Below are 20,952 nucleotides of genomic sequence, written 5' to 3' on the forward strand. Positions count from 1 at the left end.
TCTTCATCTACCCCTCCGCGCGGATGAGCGTCGTTCCGGGGTAGTAGTGCGCGAGAATGTCGGCATAGCCGCTGCCGCGGATGGCCATGACGTTCGCGCCGTACTGGCTCATGCCGACGCCGTGGCCGCTGCCCGTGACGGTGAAGGTGAACATCCCGCCGCTGTAGGCAACGGAAAACGCTGCCGAGCGCAGGGAAAAGAGTGCACGCGCCTGCGCGCCCGTGAGCGTTTCGGAGCCGACGGGGATGCGCGCCACGCGGCCGCTGTCATCGAGCTCCGGCGTGCCGAACCATGTGCCCGGATCGTCGCCGAGCACACAGCCCGGGTAGCTGTCGAGCACGGCCGCGCGCACGGCGTCGGCCGCGATCTCGGCCGTAGAGACGTAGTTCGGCACGTCCTGCGCCGTCTCGGGTGAGGACACGCTCACGAGATACGGCGCATCGCCGCTCCAGAGCGCGGCGCTGCTCTCGGTCGCCCCGGCGGACGAGGCGTGGAACACCGCGCGGATGAGCTGCCCGCCGTAGGTGAGGTACTGCCCGTCCGTGTCGGTCACGGCCTGGCGGATGCGCGCCATGTTGCGCGCATAGTCCGCGCCCCATTGTTCGCGCAGCGCGGCGTCGTCCTTGCGCGCGCAGCAGCAGGTGTACTGGTCGCAGACGCCGGCCTCCGGGTGGTTGGCTGCCCCGCCGCGCATGCGCTGGAGGATATACGTGCGCGCGGCGACCGCCTGCGCCCGCAGCGCCTCGGGCGCGAAGGATGCGGGCATCTCGGCGGCCACGACGCCGGGCAGCCAGTCGGCCATCGTCGTCTCGACGAGCTCGCCGCCGCTGAGCGCCGTGATGGCCGTCTCGCTGTCGGGCGCGACGGCGGCCGACGCAGTCACGGACGGGATGGGCTGCACCGCGGGCTCCGGCGCCGGGCCGAGCGTGACCACGAGCCACGGGATCACGAGCGAGAGCACCACGAGCAGCAGTGACAGCAGAAAAACTTTGCGCACGTGCGCTGCCTCCTTTCTGCCCTGCGGAGGCGTTTTGCGCCTTGACGCAGGGGGCAAATCAGTATAAAATAAGTCTATTCAATATGTATTGGGACAGGTAGTTTGTTATGCGCAAAAATGCTTGGGTAATCTGCTGCTGCACGGCTGTGCTGGCAGCGTTCGGGACCTTTTTCCGCTGGCTGCAGGATCAGGTCTGTTTTGAAGCCGAGACCGGCCTTGCCGTGCGCGGCAGCATCTGGCCGTACGCCGTCGCGCTGATGATCGTCATCGCAGCGGTCGTGCTGGCCGTGGTGTGCTTTCGGATGAAAAACCAGCCGCATACGTATTTTCCGGATTCGCTTCCGGCTGCGCTTGCCGCGTCGCCGCGTGTGCGCGCCATCGGCGGCATCGTGCTCGGCGCATTGCTGGCAGTCGGCGGCCTGTGGCTGCTGCTTGGCAGCGGCACGCTCGCGTCGCCGGGGCTGCAGCGGGTCCTGGCCGTGCTGGCGATCGCGTCCGGCGCGGCGTTCGCGCGTCAGATGCTCGCCCCCGGCGATGCCGAGACGGCGTCCGGCGCGGTCGTGTGCGCGTCCATGCCGATCGTGCTGCTCGCGTTCTGGCTGATCGTGAGCTACAAGGTTAATATCATCAACCCCACCGTCTCTGCCTACGCGGTCGAGATCCTGGCGCTGTGCGCCGCGCTCATCGCGTCTTATGAGTTTGCCGGCTTCGCCTACGGCCGCCCGAAGGCAATCAAGAGCATTTTCTGGAGCCAGTTCGCGGCCTTCCTGTGCATCACGGCGCTGCCGGATGACCGCGCCGGCGGGCAGCAGCTCATGCTGGCGGCCATCGCTGGCATTCTGCTGTTTCAGTCCTACCTGACCGCATCCAATATCCGCCCGGCCGTGTCCGGGCCGGTCGGCGGCGCGCAATAAGCTGTGAAAAGCCCGCATGGCGCTGCCATGCGGGCCTTTCCATATAGAGACCGGCATCGCCGGAGAGGAGAAACGTCTATGAACAACATCCTGGCCCAGCTCAACAGCGTACCCATGTACGCGATCTGCGGCGGCATCATCGCGTTCGTTGCGGTGGTGTGCGTCATTTTCCTCGTGCGCTCTTACCGCGCGGGTCTTGCCATCGGCATCGACCCCGCGCGCATGAAGCGCGCCATCACGTCGAGCGCCACGTTCTCTGTCTTGCCGAGCGTGGGCATCCTGCTCGGCGTCATCGCCCTGTCCGGCAGCCTCGGCACGCCGTGGCCGTGGCTGCGCCTGTCCGTCATCGGCGCGCTGCATTATGAGACGCAGGTCGCGCAGGCTGCGGCCGAGCAGGTCGGCATGCACGCCCTGTCCGCCGCCGAGATGACGCCGCAGGGCTTCACGACGATCGCCCTGCTCATGAGCGTGTGCATCATGTGGGGCATGATCCTGTCGATCTTTTTCAACAAGCGCTACCTCAAGCGCCTCGGCAACGACGGGGCCAAGTCCGCCTCCGGCGTCGGCTTCGGCGACAGCGCCATGACGGCCATGTTCATCGGCCTCGTGTGCGCGTACATCGGCAGCTACATCGGCGCGTTCGTGTCCGGCGAGGGACTGTTCACCTGCACTGGCGACTGGACGCCGCTGATCGTCGTGGCCGTGTCGGCTGCGGTGATGGCGCTGTTTGTGTACCTGTCGGAGAAAAAGAACATGGCCTGGCTGGAGAGCTTCTCTATCGCCGGCAGTATGCTCATCGGCATGGCGGCGGCCGTGCTCGTGCGGCTGTGAGGAGGGAACATCATGAACGAAACCGAACGCAAAGCATATCTCGAACAGTTCAACCGCCGGACGCACGTCCTCGGCCGCATCGTGAGCGCGATCACGCTCGTGCTGCTCGTCGGCGCGCCGTTTCTCATCGGCACGTTCCTCGGCGCCATGCCCGACATGGGCGCCGTCGCCAAGGGCTTTTTGTCCGTCGGCCTCGTGTGGACGGTCAGCAGCGTGGCGGAGTTTCTCATCTACACGCCCATGCTCGGCGCCGGCGGCGGCTACCTCGCCTTCATCACCGGCAACCTCATCAATATGAAGATCCCGTGTGCCGTCAACGCACGCGATATCGTCGGCACGAAGACCGGCACGGCCGAAAACGAGATCATCTCGACGCTCTCGATCGCAACATCCTCGCTCGTGACCATCGTCGTGCTCGCGCTCGGCGTGGCGCTGCTCGTGCCGCTGCAGCCCGTGCTGCAGAGCCCCGTGCTCCAGCCGGCGTTTGCCAACGTCGTCCCGGCGCTCTTCGGCGCGATGGCGTATCAGTACTTCCGCAAGAACGTGCAGGTCGCCGTCGCTCCGCTGGTCGTGATGAGCCTGCTGTTCATGCTCGTCCCGTCGCTGACGAGTTCCACGAGCTTTATGATCATTCCGAGCGGCGCATTGGCCATCGGCATTGCCTACAGCATGTACCGCAAGCAGAAAAAGGAGGCAGATGTCAAATGAAATTCCGTCCCGGTTATCTCGCGCTCGCGCCGCTGGCCCCGTTGGGGGCGGCCGTGGCGCACGCTGCGCTCACACCGCGCAAAACGTCCGCTTATCAGCCGCAGCCGGATCCCGACCGCGCCATGGCCTACGCCGAGAAGCTCTCGGCCATGATCCGGTGCGACACCACATCCTACGCCAACGTCCGCGAGCCGGAAAAGTTCGAGCGCTTCCACGCGCTGCTCGCCGGGCTCTTCCCGCTCGTGCATGAAAAGCTGGAGCGCACGGACATTGACGGCAACCTGCTCTATTACTGGCCGGGCCGTGCGCACGACCGTCCGATCGTGCTCATGAGCCATCAGGACGTCGTGCCCGCCGAGGGCACGTGGGAGCACGCGCCGTTTTCCGGCGACATTGCCGACGGCAAGGTCTGGGGCCGCGGCGCGTCGGACACCAAGTGCTCGGTCATGGCGTTTTTCCAGGCGGTCGAGGAACTGCTCGCCGCCGGATACGAGCCGGCCAACGATGTCTACATCGCCTCGTCGTGCACAGAAGAGTGGGCGGGCGACGGCGCGCCGAAGCTCGTTGCCGAGCTCAAGCGCCGCGGCGTGCGGCCGTTTCTTGTCTGCGACGAGGGCGGCGGCATCATCACCGAGCCGATCGGCGGCATCCCCGGCAACTTCGCCATGGTCGGTGTGTTTGAAAAGGGCAAGGCGGACGTGAAATTCACCGCCCGCAGCACCGGCGGCCACGCCAGCGCCCCGACGGCGAACACCCCCATTGCGCGCCTGTCCGCGTTCGTGACGGATGTGGAAAAGCACGCGCCGTTCCGCAAGAAGTTCCTGCCCGAGGTCACGGCCATGTTCACGCGCCTGGCGCCGTATGCGCCGTTTGGCCTGCGGCTCGTAATGGGCAATCTCTGGCTGTTTGCCCCGCTGATGAAGGTCGTGCTGCCGCGCGTGTCGGCGCAGGCGGGCGCGATGCTGCGCACGACGATCGCGTTCACGATGCAGTCCGGTTCGGATGCGTACAACGTTCTGCCGCAGGAGGCGACGCTGGGCGCGAACATGCGCTTCATCCCGCATCAGGGCGAGCAGGAGAGTCTGGCCATCATCCGCCGGCTCGCCGAGAAGCACGGCCTGGAGATGGAGGTCGTGCACACGAACGACTACTCCGAGCCCGTGGACATCCACGGTGAGGCGTTCTGTCAGGTGGAGCGGGTCATCGGCGAGACGTTCCCCGGCCTGCCCGTCAGCCCCTATGTCATGACCGGCGCGACGGACGCGCACTTCTATCAGGAGATCTGCGACAGCTGCGTGCGCTTCGCCCCCGTGATCTATGGCCCGGAGCAGATGAAGGGCATGCACGGCATCAACGAGAACATCGAATATAGCTGCCTGCCCGGCGCGGTCGATTTCTACAAGAATCTCATCCGCGCGCAGGAACAATAAAAAAACAACGGCGCGCCCCGGCTGAGGCCGGGGCGCGCTGCCGCAGAAAAGCGGAAACACGGCAAAGCGCCCGGACATTTCGTCCGGGCGCTTTGCTGTATGATGGTGCACGTTTTATTCAAACGAGATCATGTAGTAATACACCGGCTGGCCGCCGTTGACGACGTTCACGTCCGCCATCGGCAGGCGCTCGCCGAGCAGGTCGGCCGCGTGCTGGGCAGCGTCGCCCTGCACGTCCTCGCCGTAGTAGATGGAGACGATCTCGGGGTCGAGATCGTTGGCGGCGTCCGCAATCTTGGTCAGCACCTTGTCGAGGTCGGCGTTGCTGCCGAGCAGCGCACCGTCCATCAGCGCCAGATACTCGCCCTTGCGGATGTTGTGGCCGTCAAAGTCGGAGTCGCGCGCGGCGTAGGTGATCTGCGCGGTGTGCACGCTCTCGATCGCGGCGCTCATCTCCGCCTCAATGACGTCCTCGGCGCTCGCCGGGTCGAACGAGAGCATCGCGGTGATGCCCTGCGGCACGGTCTTGGTCGGGATGACGATGACCTTCTTGTCCGACAGCGGGATGCACTGCTGGGCGGCCATGATGATGTTCTTGTTGTTCGGCAGCACGAACACGACCTCCGCCGGGGTCTTGTTGACCTCGGTGAGGATGTCCTCTGTGGAGGGGTTCATGGTCTGGCCGCCGGTGACGACGCGGTCCACACCCAGCTCGCGGAAGAGATTCGCCATGCCCTCGCCGGCAGACACGGCTACGACGCCGAACTGCTTTTCGGGCTTGGCCACTTCGGGCTCGGCCTCCGCCTTAGCGGCAGCTTCGGCCTCGGTCTCCTTGCCGGAGAGCGCAGTGTGCTGGTTGCGCATGTTTTCGATCTTCACGGTCTGGAGCGGGCCGTAGGTCAGCGCCTCGGTCAGCACCTCGCCGGGCACGTTCGTGTGCACGTGCACCTTGATGATCTCGTCGTCGTCGACCACGACGACGCAGTCGCCGAGATTCTTCAGGAACGAGCGCAGGAGCTCCGGGCTCTTGCTGTTCTCGCGCGCGACGATAAACTCCGTGCAGTAGCCGAACGTGATCTCGCCGGTGTCGAACTCGGAGAAGTCCGCGCCCTCTTTCGGCGCCTGCGCGGCAGCCGGAGCGGCGGAGGTCACGGGGGCGGCGGTGCGGCCCTGCAGATAGCCGAGCATGGCGTCCATGACGAGCACGAAGCCCTCGCCGCCGGCATCGACCACGCCTGCGCGGCGCAGCACGGGGTTGATGTTCTGCGTGTCGGCCAGCGCCTCGCGCGCGGCGGCGAGCAGCGCATCGAGCATGCCCTCAAAGTCCGTGCTGTCCTTGGCGAAGGCCACGGCGGCCTGCGCGCCCAGACGGCTGACGGTGAGGATCGTGCCCTCGGCCGGCTTCATGACGGCCTTGTAGGCGGCGTCCACGCCGGCGGAGACGGCGGCGGCAAATTCCGCCGCGCTCGCAGTCTCGCGGCCCTTGAGGGACTTGGCAATCCCGCGGAACAGCAGCGACAAAATGACGCCGGAGTTGCCGCGCGCACCGCGCAGCAGCGCGCTCGCGGCGCAGTCGGCCACGGCGCCGACGGTGTCGGTCTGCTTGCGGCCGAGCTCGATGGCGGCCGAGTTCATCGTCAGGCTCATGTTCGTGCCGGTATCGCCGTCCGGAACAGGGAAGACGTTGAGCTCGTTGATCTTCTGTTTGTTTTCTTCTAGTGCCGCGTTTGCGCACAGGAGCATTTCCCGAAGCGCTGCGGCATCAATGATTTCTCTCAAATCTGTACACCTCCGACAGGGGGAATGAAAATGGCCCGGAAGCGCGGCTCCCGGGTGGGAAGCAGTGCGAAATGTCCCCGCTTAATCGAGGAACATGGTGTCCACGTACACGTCCACGCGCGCCACGGGGACGCCAGTTGCCTGGTTGACCTTGTAGCTGACCTCGTTGATGATGCTGTGGGCAAGCGCGGAAATGTTCACGCCGTGATCGACCGCGATGTGCAGCTCGAGCGAGATGCTGCCGTCATCGGCGAACGTGGCGTTGACGCCCTTGGACATGGATTCGCGGCGCAGGAGCTGGAACGGTCCGCTGTCTTTGCTGCGGCCGACCATACCCTTCACGCCGAAGCAACTGGTCGCGGCGTCGCCTGCAAGGTTGGTGAATACTTCATTGGTGATGCTGATGGTGCCATTCGATTGTTCGATTTTGACCATGTAGACAGCCCCTTTCTTAACAGCAGTGATATATTATATAACAATAGGTGAGAAATCACAAGCGAAAAATTAGCGAAAAAACTGGACATTTTCCGTGAAAACGCCGGTTTTCACCCGGAAACTTGCACGTTTTCAATAGTTGCGTTTCGAAAATTGAAACAAGAATCAAAAAAACTATTATTTACGTTTTTTTGAAACTGTGTTATCCTATTGACGTGAATGGGCGGATAGGTGCCCATTGCACGAATATAGGATAACATATAAGAGAAATAGGAGATGAAGTTTATGGCAAGAAAGCTCGTTACCATGGACGGCAACAACGCTGCCGCCCACGTGTCCTATGCGTTCACGGAAGTGGCTGCCATTTACCCGATCACCCCGTCGAGCCCGATGGCCGACCTGGTCGATCAGTGGGCCGCTGCCGGCCGCAAGAACATCTTCGGCACGAAGGTCCGTGTGCAGGAAATGCAGGCAGAGTCCGGCGCAGCCGGCGCTGTCCACGGTTCGCTGAATGCCGGCGCCCTGACCACGACGTACACCGCCTCTCAGGGCCTGCTGCTCATGATCCCGAATATGTACAAGATGGCCGGCGAACTGCTCCCGGCCGTGTTCCATGTGACGGCGCGCGCGCTCGCGTCGCACACGCTGTCCATCTTCGGTGATCAGTCCGACGTTATGGCCTGCCGCCAGACCGGTTTTGCCATGCTCGCCGAGGGCAATGTGCAGGAAGTTATGGATCTGTCCCCCGTGGCGCATCTGGCCGCCATCAAGGGCCGCGTCCCGTTCCTGAACTTCTTTGACGGCTTCCGTACCTCGCATGAGATCCAGAAGATCGCCGTCTGGGATTATGACGATCTGGCCGAGATGGTGGACATGGATGCGGTCAATGCCTTCCGTCAGCGCGGCCTGAACCCGCAGCATCCGCAGATGCGCGGCAGCCACGAAAACGGCGATATCTTCTTCCAGAACCGTGAGGCGTCCAATAAATATTATGACGCCGTGCCGGATCTGGTCGAGGAGTACATGGGCAAGATCAATGCCAAGATCGGCACCAACTACCAGCTGTTCAACTACTATGGCGCCCCGGATGCTGACCGTGTCATCATCTCCATGGGCTCCATCTGCGACGTGGCCGAGGAAGTCATCGACTACCTCAACGCGCACGGCGAGAAGGTCGGCCTCGTGAAGGTCCGCCTGTACCGTCCGTTCCGCGCCGACAAGCTCATCGCGGCCATCCCGGCGACCTGCAAGAAGATCGCTGTGCTCGACCGCACGAAAGAGCCCGGTGCTCAGGGCGAGCCCCTGTACCTCGACGTCGTCACCGCGCTGGCCAATGCCGGCCGCAACGACATCGTCGTCACCGGCGGCCGCTACGGTCTCGGCTCCAAGGACACCCCGCCGTCCTCCGTGTTCGCGGTCTATGAAGAGCTCAAGCGCGACACGCCGAAGCGTCAGTTCACCATCGGCATCGTCGATGACGTGACCAACCTCTCCCTGCCGGAGACGGACGCGCCCGACACTTCCCCCGAGGGCACCATCGCCTGCAAGTTCTGGGGTCTCGGCGGCGACGGCACCGTCGGCGCGAACAAGAACTCCATCAAGATCATCGGCGATCACACCGATAAATATGTTCAGGCATACTTCCAGTACGACTCCAAGAAGACCGGCGGCGTGACCATCAGCCACCTGCGCTTCGGCGATCACGAGATCAAGAGCCCGTACTACATCAACAAGGCCGACTTCGTGGCCTGCCACAACCCGTCCTACATCACCAAGGGCTTCAAGATGGTCCAGGATGTCAAGCCGGGCGGCGTGTTCATGATCAACTGCGAGTGGACGCCTGAGGAGCTCAGCCACCATCTGGACGCCTCTGCCAAGCGCTACATCGCCAAGAATAACATCCAGCTCTACACGATCAATGCCATTGACCTGGCCATCAAGATCGGCATGGGCAAGCGCAACAACACCATCCTGCAGTCCGCATTCTTCTCCCTGGCGAAGATTATGCCGGAAGAGGACGCCATCCGCTACATGAAGGAGAAGGCCAAGGCTTCCTACATGAAGAAGGGCGAGGACGTCGTCGAGATGAACTACAAGGCCATCGACCTCGGCGCGACCGCGTATGTGAAGATCGACGTTCCGGCCGACTGGGCCAACGCCGTCGACGAAGCGCCTGCCAAGGAACTGACCGGCCGTCCGGCCACCGTCAAGATGGTGCGCGACATTCTCACCCCGGTCGACAAGATGGACGGCGACAGCCTGCCGGTCTCCGCGTTCGTCGATCACGCCGACGGTACGTTCGAGCTCGGCGCCTCCGCGTATGAAAAGCGCGGCGTGGCCGTCTCCGTGCCCGAGTGGGACAGCACCAAGTGCATCCAGTGCAACCAGTGCGCTTACGTCTGCCCGCATGCGACCATCCGCCCGTTCGCGCTCACGGCCGACGAGCTGGCCGCCGCGCCTGCGCAGACCAAGGCGGTCGACTTCAAGGTCGGCGCCGGCAAGGGCGTTTACAAGTTCTCCATGGCCATCTCCCCGCTCGACTGCATGGGCTGCGGCGTCTGCACGCACGTCTGCCCGGTCGGCGCGCTGACGATGCAGCCGCTCGAGAGCCAGGAAGATCAGCAGCCCGTGTTCGACTACATGGTCGCCAAGGTCGCTGAGAAGAAAGAGCTTCAGGACTTCACCGTCAAGGGCAGCCAGTTCCGGCAGCCCATGCTTGAGTTCTCCGGTTCCTGCGCCGGCTGCGCCGAGACGAGCTATGCCCGCCTGGTCACGCAGCTGTTCGGCGATCACATGATGATCTCCAACGCGACCGGCTGCTCGTCCATCTGGGGCGGCCCGGCTGCCACCAGCCCGTACACCGTCAACAAGGAAGGCAAGGGTCCCGCCTGGGCCAACTCCCTGTTCGAGGATAACGCGGAGCACGGCCTCGGCATGTATCTCGGCCAGAAGAAGATCCGTGACGATCTGGCGGAGGACATCCGCTACATCGCCGAAAACGGCAAGGATCCCGCCAAGGTCGCGGCTGCGAAGAAGTATCTTGAGACCTATAACGACGGCGAGGCCAACCAGACCGCCACGGCGGAGTTCCTCGCTGTGATGGAGGCCAAGCCCGCCTGTGACTGCGAGCGCTACCAGCGCATCATGACCAACAAGGACTTCCTCAACAAGAAGAGCTGCTGGATCTTCGGCGGCGACGGCTGGGCCTACGACATCGGCTTCGGCGGCCTGGACCATGTCCTGGCGCAGGACGAGGACGTGAACGTGTTCGTCTTCAACACTGAGGTCTATTCCAACACCGGCGGACAGGCGTCCAAGGCCTCCAACATCGGCCAGGTCGCGCAGTTCGCGGCTGCCGGCAAGGAGCTCAAGAGCAAGAGCCTTGCCGAGATCGCCATGAGCTATGGCTACATCTACGTGGCGCAGGTCGCCATGGGCGCAAACCCGGCGCAGACCATCAAGGCCATCAAGGAAGCGGAAGCTTACCCCGGCCCGTCCCTGATCATCGGCTACGCCCCCTGCGAGATGCACAGCATCAAGAAGGGCGGCATGACCAACTGCCAGGGCGAGATGAAGCGTGCGGTCGACTGCGGCTACTGGAATCTCTTCCGTTACGATCCGTCCGCTGAAAAGCCCTTCGCGCTCGACAGCAAGGAGCCGGCCGGCGGCTACCGCGACTTCCTCATGAACGAGGCGCGTTACGCCCGCCTGACCAACGAGTTCCCGGAGCGTGCCGAGGAGCTGTTCGCCAAGTCCGAGGTCAACGCCAAGGCCCGCTACGAGCACCTGCTCAAGCTCAAGCAGCTTTACGACGAGGCATAAGTTTTACCTACCACGCAGGCGGGGCTGATTTCAGCCCCGCCTTTTTGCGCTGAAAAGCGCAAAAAGGCACCACCGCAAGCCTTCTCCAACGCCCTGCCCGCCGGAACGTGTTGAAAACCGGCGGGGCATGGCGTATACTAGATAACAAATCCCGCACGAAAGGGGAGACCGCCATTTGAATACGGACACCTATCAGAACGCGCTCGAATCCACGAAAGACAGCATCGAGGACGTGAACAGCGCCATCGGCTTCAGCCTCGGCAATCTCACGCTCGAAAAGCTCATCACCTCCGCCATCACGCTCGTGATCTGCGTGCTCGTCATCTGGCTCGTCATGCGCGTCGCGCGGCGCATCTCGGCGCACTCGCGGCTGTCGGAGAGCCTGAGCAGGTTCATCCTCAAGGTGCTCAAGATCGCGCTGGAGTTCATGGCCATCCTCATCGTGGCCGACAGTCTTGGCTTTAACGTTACGGCGCTGCTGGCCGTGTTCAGCCTGCTCGGCCTGGCTTTGTCGCTCTCGGTGCAAAACTGTCTGTCAAACGCCATGAGCGGCATCACCATCCTGCTCACGCGGCCGTTCGAGGACGACGATTTCGTCGAGGCCGGCGACGTGAGCGGCACCGTCAAGGACATCGGTCTGATCTATACGCAGCTGTGCACGCTGGATAACAAGGACATTTACGTGCCGAACAGCGACCTCTCCGCGTCCAAGATCGTCAACTACAGCCGCGAGCCGCAGCGGCGCGTGGATCTGACCTTCGGCGCGGACTATACCTGCCGCCCGGAGCAGGTAAAGGCGGCGCTGCACAACGCCGTGTCGCTCGTGTCCGGCATCCTGCCGGAGCCGGCGCCGTTCGTGCGCGTGTCGGGCTACGGGGAGAGCAATATTGAGTATACGGTGCGCGTCTGGTGCAAAACGGCCGATTACTGGACCGTGTATTATGACCTCATGGAGGCCGTCGGAGCGGCATTTGACGCGCACGGCGTGTCCATGTCCTACCCGCAGATGAACGTGCACGTGCTCGATACGCCGGAAAGTACAAAAAGGGATTGACTTTCTCGCTTTTTCAGGTATAATAATATGGCCTGCGTGTTGACGTGGGTGATCCTTGCTCTCATTTGAGATGAGGGCCACTAGACCAGAAGGAGGTGCAACTGAAATGGCAAAAACCACCGAAAAGTACGAACTGATGTATATCATCAACCCCAATCTGTCGGAGGAAGAGACTGCAGCAGTCGTCGAGAAGTTCAAGGCGCTTGTCGAGCAGAACGGCACGCTGGAGGAAATGGAGGAGATGGGTAAGCGCAAGCTCGCTTACGAGATCAACTACATTTCTGAGGGCTACTACGTGCTCGTCAAGTTCACCAGCGGCCCGGATTTCCCGGCCGAGCTGGATCGTGTGCTGGGCATCACGGACGGTATTCTCCGCTCCCTGATCACCCGTCGCCCGGAATAAGGAGGCACGGCAATGCTGAACCACATTGTGCTCATGGGCCGTCTGACCCGTGACCCCGAGCTTCGTTATACCCAGTCCCAGATTCCCGTGGCGTCGTTCCGGCTGGCGGTCGACCGTGATTTCGGCGGCCGTGACGGCGGCGAGCGGCAGACGGACTTCATCGACATTGTCGCCTGGAGAAGCACGGCGGAGTTTGTCTCCAAGTACTTCACCAAGGGCAGCATGGCCGCCGTGAGCGGCCGTCTGCAGATCCGCGAATGGACTGACCGCGAAGGCGGAAAGCGCACGACCGCGGAGGTCGTGGCGGACAATGTCTACTTCGGCGAGAGCAAGCGCCGCGACGGCGGCGATACGTCTCGCCCGGCAGCGCCGAGCGCATCGGCCCCGGCTCATCGCGGCAGCTATGGCGGATATGACAATGTCCCCCAGGGCGGCAGCGCATTTTCCGAGCTGGACGACGATGACGGCGATCTGCCGTTCTGATTTTGATAAAGGAGGATTACAGTCTTGGCTTTTGACAGAGATAAGAGCAAGAACCGCAAACGCAGAAAAGTTTGCCAGTTCTGTGTGGACAAGTGCACTTATATCGACTACAAAGACACCGCGAAGCTTCGCCGCTTCCTGTCCGAGCGCAGCAAGATCCTGCCGCGCCGCACGACCGGTACCTGCGCGATGCATCAGCGCGAGCTCACCGAGGCCATCAAGAGAGCGCGTCAGATCGCCCTCCTGCCGTACGTGACCGACTGAGTTTCTGTTCACAGACAGCAAATCGCCCCCATCGAACGATGGGGGCGATTTTTCTTTTTCTTTTGCGCCGTGTCAGTCCCCGAGGTGCAGCGGGATGTTCTCGACCTGCGCGATAACGGAGACCATGGCGCGGATCTGCGGCGTGAGCACCTTGTCGCGGTGGTGCACCAGCTGGCTCCACTGCTCCATGTGGCAGTCCGTGACCGGCAGAATGGCAAGCCGGCCCTCTTCCGCGCGGCGGCGCGCCGTGTAGCGCGGCAGCACGGACAGATAGGGGTTGTGCTCGAGCAGCTGCATGACCATGCTTGTGCTCTCCAGCTCCAGAAACGGCCGGATCGACAGCTTCTGGTGCGCCAGCTCCATGTCGAACTGGTGGCGATAGCTGTTGAACTGCGGCATGAGCACGAACGGCTCATTGACGAGGTCGGCCAGCTTGAGCTGCTTGGCGGCGGCGAACGGGTGCTTGGGACTGGCGACGATGACGATCTCCTGCGGACACTCGAACAGCTTGATCCGCTGCGCGTCGTAACCCATGTCGTCGAGCGTGTAGATCAGATCGACTTCATTGTGCATGAGCATATCCGAGAGCGTTTTCGTGTCGCCCTCGATCAGCTGCGTGTTCACATGCGGACAGTGCTCATGATACAGCGGCAGGATCTCTCCGAAGCTGGCCGTCATGATGGATTCGATCGTGCCGATGCGCAGCGTGCCGGTCAGATCGCGCTCCTGCACCGTGAACGACACGGCGCGCGCCGCGGCCGACACGACATCGCGCGCGTAGGGGATGAACTCCTGCCCGTAGTGAGTGATGGATACGGTTTTTCCGATGCGGTCAAACAGGCGCACGCCCAGCTCGTTTTCGAGCTGCTGGACCTGCACCGTAACGGCAGACTGGGAATACCCCAGAGATTCTGCGGCCTTGGAGAAGCTCTGTAGCTGCGCGACCTTTAAAAACGTGGTCAGCAAACGAAGTTCCATAAGGCGATGCCTCCTTATCCCGATTTGGTTCCGTTTTTTTCTCGAGCTTATAATACGTCGCAAATCCGGCCTGCGTCAAGCATTTTTTCGCCTATCCAACAGGTGGCAGGGAAGGATTGACAGGAAAATATCATTTTTGTGAAAGAATATCATCAAAATTTTGAATTGAATCGAAAACGCAAAACGTACCTTTCGGAATTGTGAATTTTACAACAGGCGCGCGATATGCTATCATGCAACTGTAAGCGAGGGGATTGGCTGACGGCCTCCCCAGAACCGAAAAAATTTCAGGAGGTAGCTGCTATGAAAAACATTTGGCTGAACATTCTTGCGTTCGTTGCGTTTCTCGCGATCGAGATCGTCGCTGTCTCCTTTATGAGCACGTACTCCGCGGGCTCTGCTGCGATGGCGCTGCTGGGTGTGCTTGCGCTCGTGATCGGCGGCATTTACACGGTCCTGCTTGGCAGAGACATCGTGAGCATCCGCCGTTGATCTCATTTTCCTTTGCTATTTTTCATCCATTTCTGTTTTTTTCTCCAAGGTTTCCGGGAGTAACCGCCTCCCGGTGACCACCCCCCAATGTGCGGTTTTCCGCACAAAAAATCTCCTCCCGTAACCGCCGGGAGGAGATTTTTTTATCCGTGCCGACGCTCGGAAAAAGATTTACAACCGTTCCGGCCTGTGATACACTACGCTCAGAACTGTATATTGCGCAGTCTTCGCCGCTTCGGGCGGCAGGGGAAATGTGGGTGCAAAGCCCCGCGAGTCGGTCACTGTGAAGCCGCCGGAAAGCGGATCAGTCAGAATACCCGAAGGCTGCAGGCATTTCTGCCGGAACCGGAAGTTGCATGGCTGAACGAAGGAATTTCGTTCGGCCGGTTTTGCTGCACCTGTCCGCCGGTTTCGGCGGGCAGAATTTTTTCTTTCAGGAGGGAAACACATGAAAAAACGGTTACTGTCCCTGCTGCTGGTGCTGGCAATGGTGTTCAGCCTCATGCCGGCGGCACTGGCGGCGGACAAGCCGAGCTTCCAGAGCTTCTTTGAAAGCGTCCCGGCCAACGCCGAGACGGAGCCCGGCTCCCCGAACAGCACGAACAAATGGAAAGTGGCCTCGTTGGGCGGGGACTATGTGCTCAAGTCCGGCGGAGCCGGAAAAAGCAGAGCCAGAAGCACCCTGCAGTTGACCTTTACCGCAGACGCAGAGCTCACATTTGAGTACAAGGTCTCGTCCGAGCCCAATTACGACTACTTCACCATCACCTATGACGGGGCGGAAAAGGTCAAAGAGAGCGGCGACCTCGGCTGGAAGACCTACACGCTCTCGGCCGAGTCCGGCAAGGTGCTGACGCTGACCTATGCAAAGGACGGCAGCGGCGACAAATTCGACGACTGCGTCTATGTCCGCAACTTCACGGCGGGCAAGGCCACGGTCGTCACCTTCCACGCCAACGGCGGCGTGGGCGCCGACTACACGCAGAATTTCTACGGTCAGGCCGCGCTCAAGCTCAACGCCTTCACGAAGGCGGACGGCGTGTTCGCCGGCTGGGCGACAACACCGGACGGGGAAGTTGCTTACACCGACGGCGCGAAGCTCAACCCCACGGAGGCGATGGATCTCTACGCCGTCTGGACGCCGGCGTACACCGTCACCTTTGCCTATAACGACGGCACAACAGCCGACACCACGGTCGCCATCGCGTGCGACACGGCCATCGGCGCCGGCGCCATCCCGCAGCCGACGCGCACCGGCTATACGTTCGGCGGCTGGTTCGCCGGCGACACCGCGCTGACGGCGGACACGGTCATTGCGGACGACACGACCTATACGGCCGCGTGGACGGCCAACACCTACACCGTGCAGTACCTGCCCAACGGCGGCACGGGCGAGATGGCCGCGCAGACCTTCACCTATGACGCCGAGCAGGCGCTGACGGCTAACGCCTTCACCCGCGCGGGCTACGACTTCCGCGGCTGGAACACCTCTGCTTCCGGCAGCAGCGTGCAGTATACCGACGGCGCGGCCGTCAAGAACCTGAGCGCGGAGAACAACGCTGTCGTGAAGCTCTACGCCGTCTGGGCCGGTCAGCCGGTGCAGGTGACGGTGGATCGCAACGACGGCTCCGAGCCGACCGTGCGCACCGGCGTTGTGGGCTATAACTATAACTACATCTACGAAAAGGGCAGCGCCCGCTACAACCAGATCCCCGATCCCACCCGCACGGGCTACATCTTCCTCGGCTGGTTCGACGCGCCGGAGGGCGGCACGGAGATTACCAACCAGACCAAGTTCGCCGACGCCACGCCCGTGACGCTCTATGCGCACTGGCAGGAGGGCATCACCGTCCATTTTGACGGCAACGGCTACAAGGGCAAGATCTCGGACAAGACCGTGCGCAAGGATGCCGTCGGCAAGAATCTGCCCTACCTGTCGGAGTACAGCTACCCGGCCAACAAGGCGCTCGACGGCTGGTATACCGCCAAAGAGGGCGGCGAGCGCGTGACGCAGGACACGGTCTTCACCGAACCCGAGATCACGCTCTATGCCCACTGGAGAGACTATCAGTATCAGGTCGAATTTAACGTTCGATACAGCGACAAGAGCAGCGTGACCGGCGAGATGGCCACCGTGGCCGTCCCGTTCGGCGTGGACTACAAACTGCCTGCCTGCACGTTCCAGCGCGAGGGCTACAAGTTTGCCGGCTGGAGCGAGTCGTCTTATGACACGACGGTCAAGTATGCCGATCAGGCGACCATCCACCGTGATTTTGAAGACGGCGACTGGGACGACGGCAGCGAAGACAACGAGATCTACAAGCTCTATGCCGTCTGGACGAAGGATGTTTTCGGCATCGCGTTTGACGCGGTAGCAGCCGCGCTGCCGGCCGACGGTACCATCCGCACCGCGGATGCGCTCACGCTGCCCACGAGCGGTGACGGCTATACGATCACCTATACCAGCAGCGCCCCGGCGGTGCTGGCTGCCGACGGCACGGTCACGCTGCCGGCCTCCGGCGTGCAGACCGTGACGCTCACCGCCACGGTTACGGACACTGACGGCACGGTAAAGACGCGCGACTATACGCTCACGGTCTATTCGGCTGCGGCCGCCGCGGCCGAGGCGCGCCTTGCGCAGGCGGCGCAGACGCTGGGCGAAACGTTTGAGCCGGCCTACGGCAAGGATACGAACGCGGCCGACGCCCTTGCCGCGCTGCTGGCGTCCAAGGGCTACGACGATGTGACCGTCACGGTCAAGGCCGCCGCGGGCGACGCGAAGGCCTCCATTGACGCCGACGGCACGATCCATTATTACTTCGATGCCGGCATGAGCAGCCGCAGCAGCTATTTCTACGCGACGTTTGTCCTCAGTCTGGACGGCGCCAGCGTGGAAAAAGAAGTCTATGTGCACATCACCTGGGATCTGGCGCGCGCGCAGGCCGTGCTGCAGGCGGAGCTGGATCGCATCACGCTCCCGACCGAGCCGGTCACGTCTCTGACGCTGCCGCGCTACCCGGTCAAGGAAGGCATCGACCCGTCGCAGGTCGATTACAGCAAGTACGACAACTTCAACACCTGGGCGACCGTCACCTGGACGAGCGCCAACGACCAGATCGTCAAGGTCGGCTCGGCACCCTACACGCCGTACTACGCGCCCTACGCCACGACGCTCACCCGCACCGCGGCAGACCAGCAGGTGACGCTCACGGCGTCCATCGTCTGCAACAGCATTGAGGGACTGACGCTGACGAAGGCCTTTACCGTGACGGTGGCCGCCTCGCAGGAATCGCAGGCGACGCTGCGCGAGCAGCTTCAGGCCAAGCTCGACGCGGGCTTTGCCGCCTATGGCGGTCTGCGCGATGCCGTGACCGGCGAGGTCCTGGAGGAGCGCGACGGCAAGTACATCGCCGCCAACGACATCCACTTCCCGACAACGGGTGATTTCGGCGTGGACGGCAAGTATACCCCGGTCATCATCACGAGCAGCGATGCGGACACCATCGTGCCCCCCGGCGTGAACAACGCCGCGCGCGTGGAGGTCTACCGTCCGCTGCCCGGCGAGGATGCCAAGGACGTCACCGTCACCGTGACGATCAAGGATAAGGAGACCGGCATCGCCGTCTCGCGCGATTTTGTCATCGCCGTCCAGCCGCTCACGCAGCAGGAGATCGACGACGAGCTCGCGCTTATGGCCGAGGTCAAGGCGCATTACTTTGACGGTATCCGCAATGGCAATCCCGATCCCGAGCACATTACCGGCAACCTGCACGCCTTCCGCGAGGCGTATCTGGACGCCGACGGCCAGCTCGTCTGGGTGTACGACGTTGACGATCAGGCCAACCACGGCATTGTCCCCTCGGAGCTGCCGGGCTGGCAGGCCAGCGAGCGGTGGCGCCTGTTCCGCTCGACGAATCCGGCCGTCATCAGCCACGAAAACCTGCTCGTAACGCGCGCGACGGAGCATAAGGCCGTCACGATTGTCAGCGAGCTCTCGAGTGAGACGCTCGGCAAGTATGCCGCGCGCTACCCGGACAATGCCGACTTCCAGGCGCTGAGCCATCAGGCCGTTTCCGCGCGCCTGATCGTCCGCGGCACCGCACCCACGAGCGACGAGCCGCAGGTCACGACCAGCACCGTCACCTTCCAGCTGCACACAGACACCGACATGTGGATCCAGCCGACCGTCGTCTACGACCAGCCCGAGGGCACGACGGCGATGGATGTGTTCCGGCAGGTGCTCACGGCCAACGGCTACACCTATGAGGCGAAGGGAAGCTATGTGCAGGCCGTCATCAAGCCGGACGGCACGAAAGTGGCCGAGTTCAGCAAGGGACCCAATTCCGGCTGGGTCTTTCGCGTCAACGGGGAGTTCCCGGACGTTGCCATGCAAGACTACCAGCTCTCGGACGGCGACGTGATCGAGGTGCTCTTCATTGCCAACTATATGGACGAGCCGGGGCTGTTCCTGCCGTTTACCGATGTAAACAACCACTGGGCGTACAGCGCGATCAAGCGCGTGTATAACCGCGGCCTCATGCTCGGCGTGAGCGACACGCGCTTTGCGCCGAACCAGGCGCTCAGCCGCGCCATGCTCGTGACCGTCCTCTACCGCTTGGCGGACGAACCGGATGTGACGGCGGATAACCCGTTCACGGACGTTCCGGCCGGTCAGTGGTACACGAACGCCGTGATCTGGGCGGCGGCCAACGGCATCGTCAGCGGCTTCGGCGACGGTACGTTCCGGCCGAACGAGCCGGCCACGCGCGCACAGGCAGCGGTCATGCTGTGCGGGTACGCGAAGCTTGCCGGACGCGACACGACGCAGCGCGCGGATCTGTCCGCGTATGCGGACGCGGCGGAGATCCCGTCCTGGGCGCTGGCGGAGATGCAGTGGGCGAACGCCGCACAGCTCATCCGCGGCCGCAGCGACACGATCCTTGCCCCGAACGCCGGGACGACCCGTGCCGAGATGGCCAAGATTCTCAGCACATTCATCGGCAAATAACACACAAAACAGCAGCACCCCCGAACTTCGGTTCGGGGGTGTTTCGACTGCCGGAAAACCGCAGGGGTTTTCCGACAAAAGGCTTGCAGTCTGCTGCGCGCAGAATTTGTGCGCCGCCGGCGGGCGGTAAACTCTGCGAGGGTTTTTGATACGCACAACGCCCCCGAACTTTGGTTCGGGGGCGTTTGCGCTTTGGGGAAAGAAGAGGGAAGGGATTCTTTTATTTTTTCGTGCCGCAGACCTGATACATCCGGTCGTCCGAGATGACGACGTCCACGTCAAAATACGGGGCCATGAGCGCGGCGAGCTCCGTCTCGCTGATGAGGGAGACAGAGACCGTGCTGGCCGCGCCCGCGTGATGCCGGTCGAGCATGGCGCGGCTCATACCGTGCGCGACGGACAGGCGGCCGCCTGGCTTGAGCAGCGTCGCCAGATGCGCGATCAGGCGCGCCGGATTGGGAAAGTGCGGGAAAGCATTGTAGACCATGCAGCGGTCAAACTGCTGCGGGAGCGGCACGGTCTCAATGTCGCCGCAGAGCACGGTCACGCGCGCATCCGGGAACTTTTCGGCGGCGCGCCGGGCCATTTCCGGGGCAATGTCCACACCGGTGACGCTGTGCACGTCCCGCGCCAGATAGTCCGGGAAGAGCACGCCCGTTCCGCAGGCCACGTCGAGCACGTCCACGCCCGCGCGGATGTCCGCATTGTCGAGAATGGTGCGGATGACCGGCTCGTTGCGGATCATTTCCGCGTCCCAGTCCGGGGCGCAGCGGTCGAAAAACGAAATGACGTCACTGCGTTCAATCATCGGCAGGTACCTCCTTTGGGTAGCGCTCGGGGATGAGGCGTGCCTTCATGAGCGCGAACACGATGCTCGGAATGAACACGAGCTGGATGACGGTGCCGGGCCAGCTCTTGACGACGGAGCCCGCGACCCACGTGGCCATGGAGTAGCTGCCGCGCGCGAAGATGAGCGCATTGACCAGACCGTTGACAACGCGGCCGGCGACGATGGCGACGATGAGGCTGATATAGAGGTCGGCGTACACGTGGCGCGTGCGCACGCAGCGCATCATGATGCCGGCGATCAGGCCGTAGACGGCCAGCTCGATCATCATCGACGGCAGGATGCTCACCGGGGGCATGCCGCACAGTGCGCTCGAGAGCGCGGGGCCGGCCAGACCGCACAGCAGGCCGAACTGCCAGCCGCACACGAGGCCGCACAGAAAGACGGGGATGTGCATCGGGCAGAAGACCTGGCCAGCGCCCTGAATGCCGTGAAACAGCAGCGGCAGCACATAGCACAGGGCGATGCACACGGCGGTGATGATGGATTTTTTGACGGTAGACATGG

At 62.7% G+C, this 20,952-nt stretch carries 17 protein-coding genes; 11 read left to right on the plus strand and 6 right to left on the minus strand.

What is annotated here, in order from left to right; genetic code table 11:
- Positions 1-7 precede the first annotated feature (7 nt).
- Positions 8-997, minus strand: coding sequence for a stage II sporulation protein D (gene spoIID, locus OGM61_04755; protein ID UYI85388.1), 990 nt, complete (start codon positions 995-997; stop codon positions 8-10).
- A 107-nt stretch (positions 998-1,104) separates the two neighbouring features.
- On the opposite strand from spoIID, the gene OGM61_04760 reads away from it, so the two are divergent.
- From OGM61_04760 to OGM61_04775, 4 genes are all read left to right on the plus strand, one after another.
- Positions 1,105-1,911 (plus strand): hypothetical protein, encoded by an 807-nt coding sequence (locus OGM61_04760; protein ID UYI85389.1) that lies wholly within the window; start codon positions 1,105-1,107, stop codon positions 1,909-1,911.
- 78 nt (positions 1,912-1,989) lie between these two features.
- Entirely contained in the window at positions 1,990-2,742 is a 753-nt protein-coding gene (locus tag OGM61_04765; GenBank protein UYI85390.1) for a DUF5058 family protein, read from the plus strand.
- A 12-nt stretch (positions 2,743-2,754) separates the two neighbouring features.
- The gene (locus tag OGM61_04770; protein UYI85391.1) at positions 2,755-3,450 is read left to right on the plus strand and encodes a hypothetical protein; all 696 of its coding nucleotides are present in this window, start codon (positions 2,755-2,757) and stop codon (positions 3,448-3,450) included.
- The gene (locus OGM61_04775) at positions 3,447-4,880 is read left to right on the plus strand and encodes a M20/M25/M40 family metallo-hydrolase (protein UYI85392.1); all 1,434 of its coding nucleotides are present in this window, start codon (positions 3,447-3,449) and stop codon (positions 4,878-4,880) included. The genes OGM61_04770 and OGM61_04775 overlap by 4 nt, the downstream gene beginning before the upstream one ends.
- Before the next feature lie 114 nt (positions 4,881-4,994).
- Here OGM61_04775 and OGM61_04780 read toward each other — a convergent pair whose 3' ends face one another.
- On the minus strand, positions 4,995-6,623 hold the full coding sequence (locus OGM61_04780; GenBank protein ID UYI85562.1) for a DAK2 domain-containing protein: 1,629 nt from the start codon (positions 6,621-6,623) through the stop codon (positions 4,995-4,997).
- A gap of 117 nt (positions 6,624-6,740) precedes the next feature.
- Positions 6,741-7,094 carry an Asp23/Gls24 family envelope stress response protein gene (locus tag OGM61_04785; GenBank protein ID UYI85393.1) on the minus strand — a complete coding sequence of 118 codons (354 nt, stop codon included), beginning with the start codon at positions 7,092-7,094 and terminating at the stop codon, positions 6,741-6,743.
- A 285-nt stretch (positions 7,095-7,379) separates the two neighbouring features.
- Here OGM61_04785 and nifJ point away from each other — a divergent pair, with 285 nt between their 5' ends.
- The 5 genes from nifJ (at position 7,380) to rpsR (ending at position 13,120) form a co-directional block, all read left to right on the plus strand.
- Positions 7,380-10,916 carry a pyruvate:ferredoxin (flavodoxin) oxidoreductase gene (gene nifJ, locus OGM61_04790; protein ID UYI85394.1) on the plus strand — a complete coding sequence of 1,179 codons (3,537 nt, stop codon included), beginning with the start codon at positions 7,380-7,382 and terminating at the stop codon, positions 10,914-10,916.
- 175 nt (positions 10,917-11,091) lie between these two features.
- Positions 11,092-11,970: a mechanosensitive ion channel family protein gene (locus tag OGM61_04795; protein ID UYI85395.1), complete on the plus strand. Its 879-nt coding sequence runs from the start codon at positions 11,092-11,094 to the stop codon at positions 11,968-11,970.
- A gap of 106 nt (positions 11,971-12,076) precedes the next feature.
- A complete protein-coding gene (rpsF, locus tag OGM61_04800) occupies positions 12,077-12,373 on the plus strand; it encodes a 30S ribosomal protein S6 (protein ID UYI85396.1) in 297 nt (98 codons plus the stop codon).
- A gap of 12 nt (positions 12,374-12,385) precedes the next feature.
- Complete coding sequence (gene ssb / locus OGM61_04805) at positions 12,386-12,856, plus strand: single-stranded DNA-binding protein (protein UYI85397.1); 471 nt, start codon at positions 12,386-12,388, stop codon at positions 12,854-12,856.
- A gap of 24 nt (positions 12,857-12,880) precedes the next feature.
- Positions 12,881-13,120 carry a 30S ribosomal protein S18 gene (rpsR, locus tag OGM61_04810; protein ID UYI85398.1) on the plus strand — a complete coding sequence of 80 codons (240 nt, stop codon included), beginning with the start codon at positions 12,881-12,883 and terminating at the stop codon, positions 13,118-13,120.
- Positions 13,121-13,192: 72 nt separating this feature from the next.
- On the opposite strand, the gene OGM61_04815 is transcribed toward rpsR, so the two are convergent.
- Positions 13,193-14,098: a LysR family transcriptional regulator gene (locus OGM61_04815; GenBank protein ID UYI85399.1), complete on the minus strand. Its 906-nt coding sequence runs from the start codon at positions 14,096-14,098 to the stop codon at positions 13,193-13,195.
- Positions 14,099-14,401: 303 nt separating this feature from the next.
- Here OGM61_04815 and OGM61_04820 point away from each other — a divergent pair, with 303 nt between their 5' ends.
- Together OGM61_04820 and OGM61_04825 are read left to right on the plus strand one after the other, a co-directional pair.
- A complete protein-coding gene (locus OGM61_04820) occupies positions 14,402-14,590 on the plus strand; it encodes a hypothetical protein (GenBank protein UYI85400.1) in 189 nt (62 codons plus the stop codon).
- Between the two features lie 448 nt (positions 14,591-15,038).
- Positions 15,039-19,598, plus strand: coding sequence for an InlB B-repeat-containing protein (locus OGM61_04825; GenBank protein ID UYI85401.1), 4,560 nt, complete (start codon positions 15,039-15,041; stop codon positions 19,596-19,598).
- 220 nt (positions 19,599-19,818) lie between these two features.
- Here the strand turns inward: OGM61_04825 and OGM61_04830 are convergent, their stop codons facing one another.
- The gene (locus OGM61_04830) at positions 19,819-20,406 is read right to left on the minus strand and encodes a class I SAM-dependent methyltransferase (GenBank protein ID UYI85402.1); all 588 of its coding nucleotides are present in this window, start codon (positions 20,404-20,406) and stop codon (positions 19,819-19,821) included.
- The gene (locus OGM61_04835; GenBank protein UYI85403.1) at positions 20,399-20,950 is read right to left on the minus strand and encodes an ECF transporter S component; all 552 of its coding nucleotides are present in this window, start codon (positions 20,948-20,950) and stop codon (positions 20,399-20,401) included. Before OGM61_04835 ends, OGM61_04830 begins: the two co-directional genes overlap by 8 nt.
- Positions 20,951-20,952: the final 2 nt, after the last annotated feature.

Source organism: Clostridiales bacterium (genome assembly GCA_025757645.1).
Taxonomy (GTDB): Bacteria; Bacillota; Clostridia; order Oscillospirales; family Oscillospiraceae; genus CAG-103.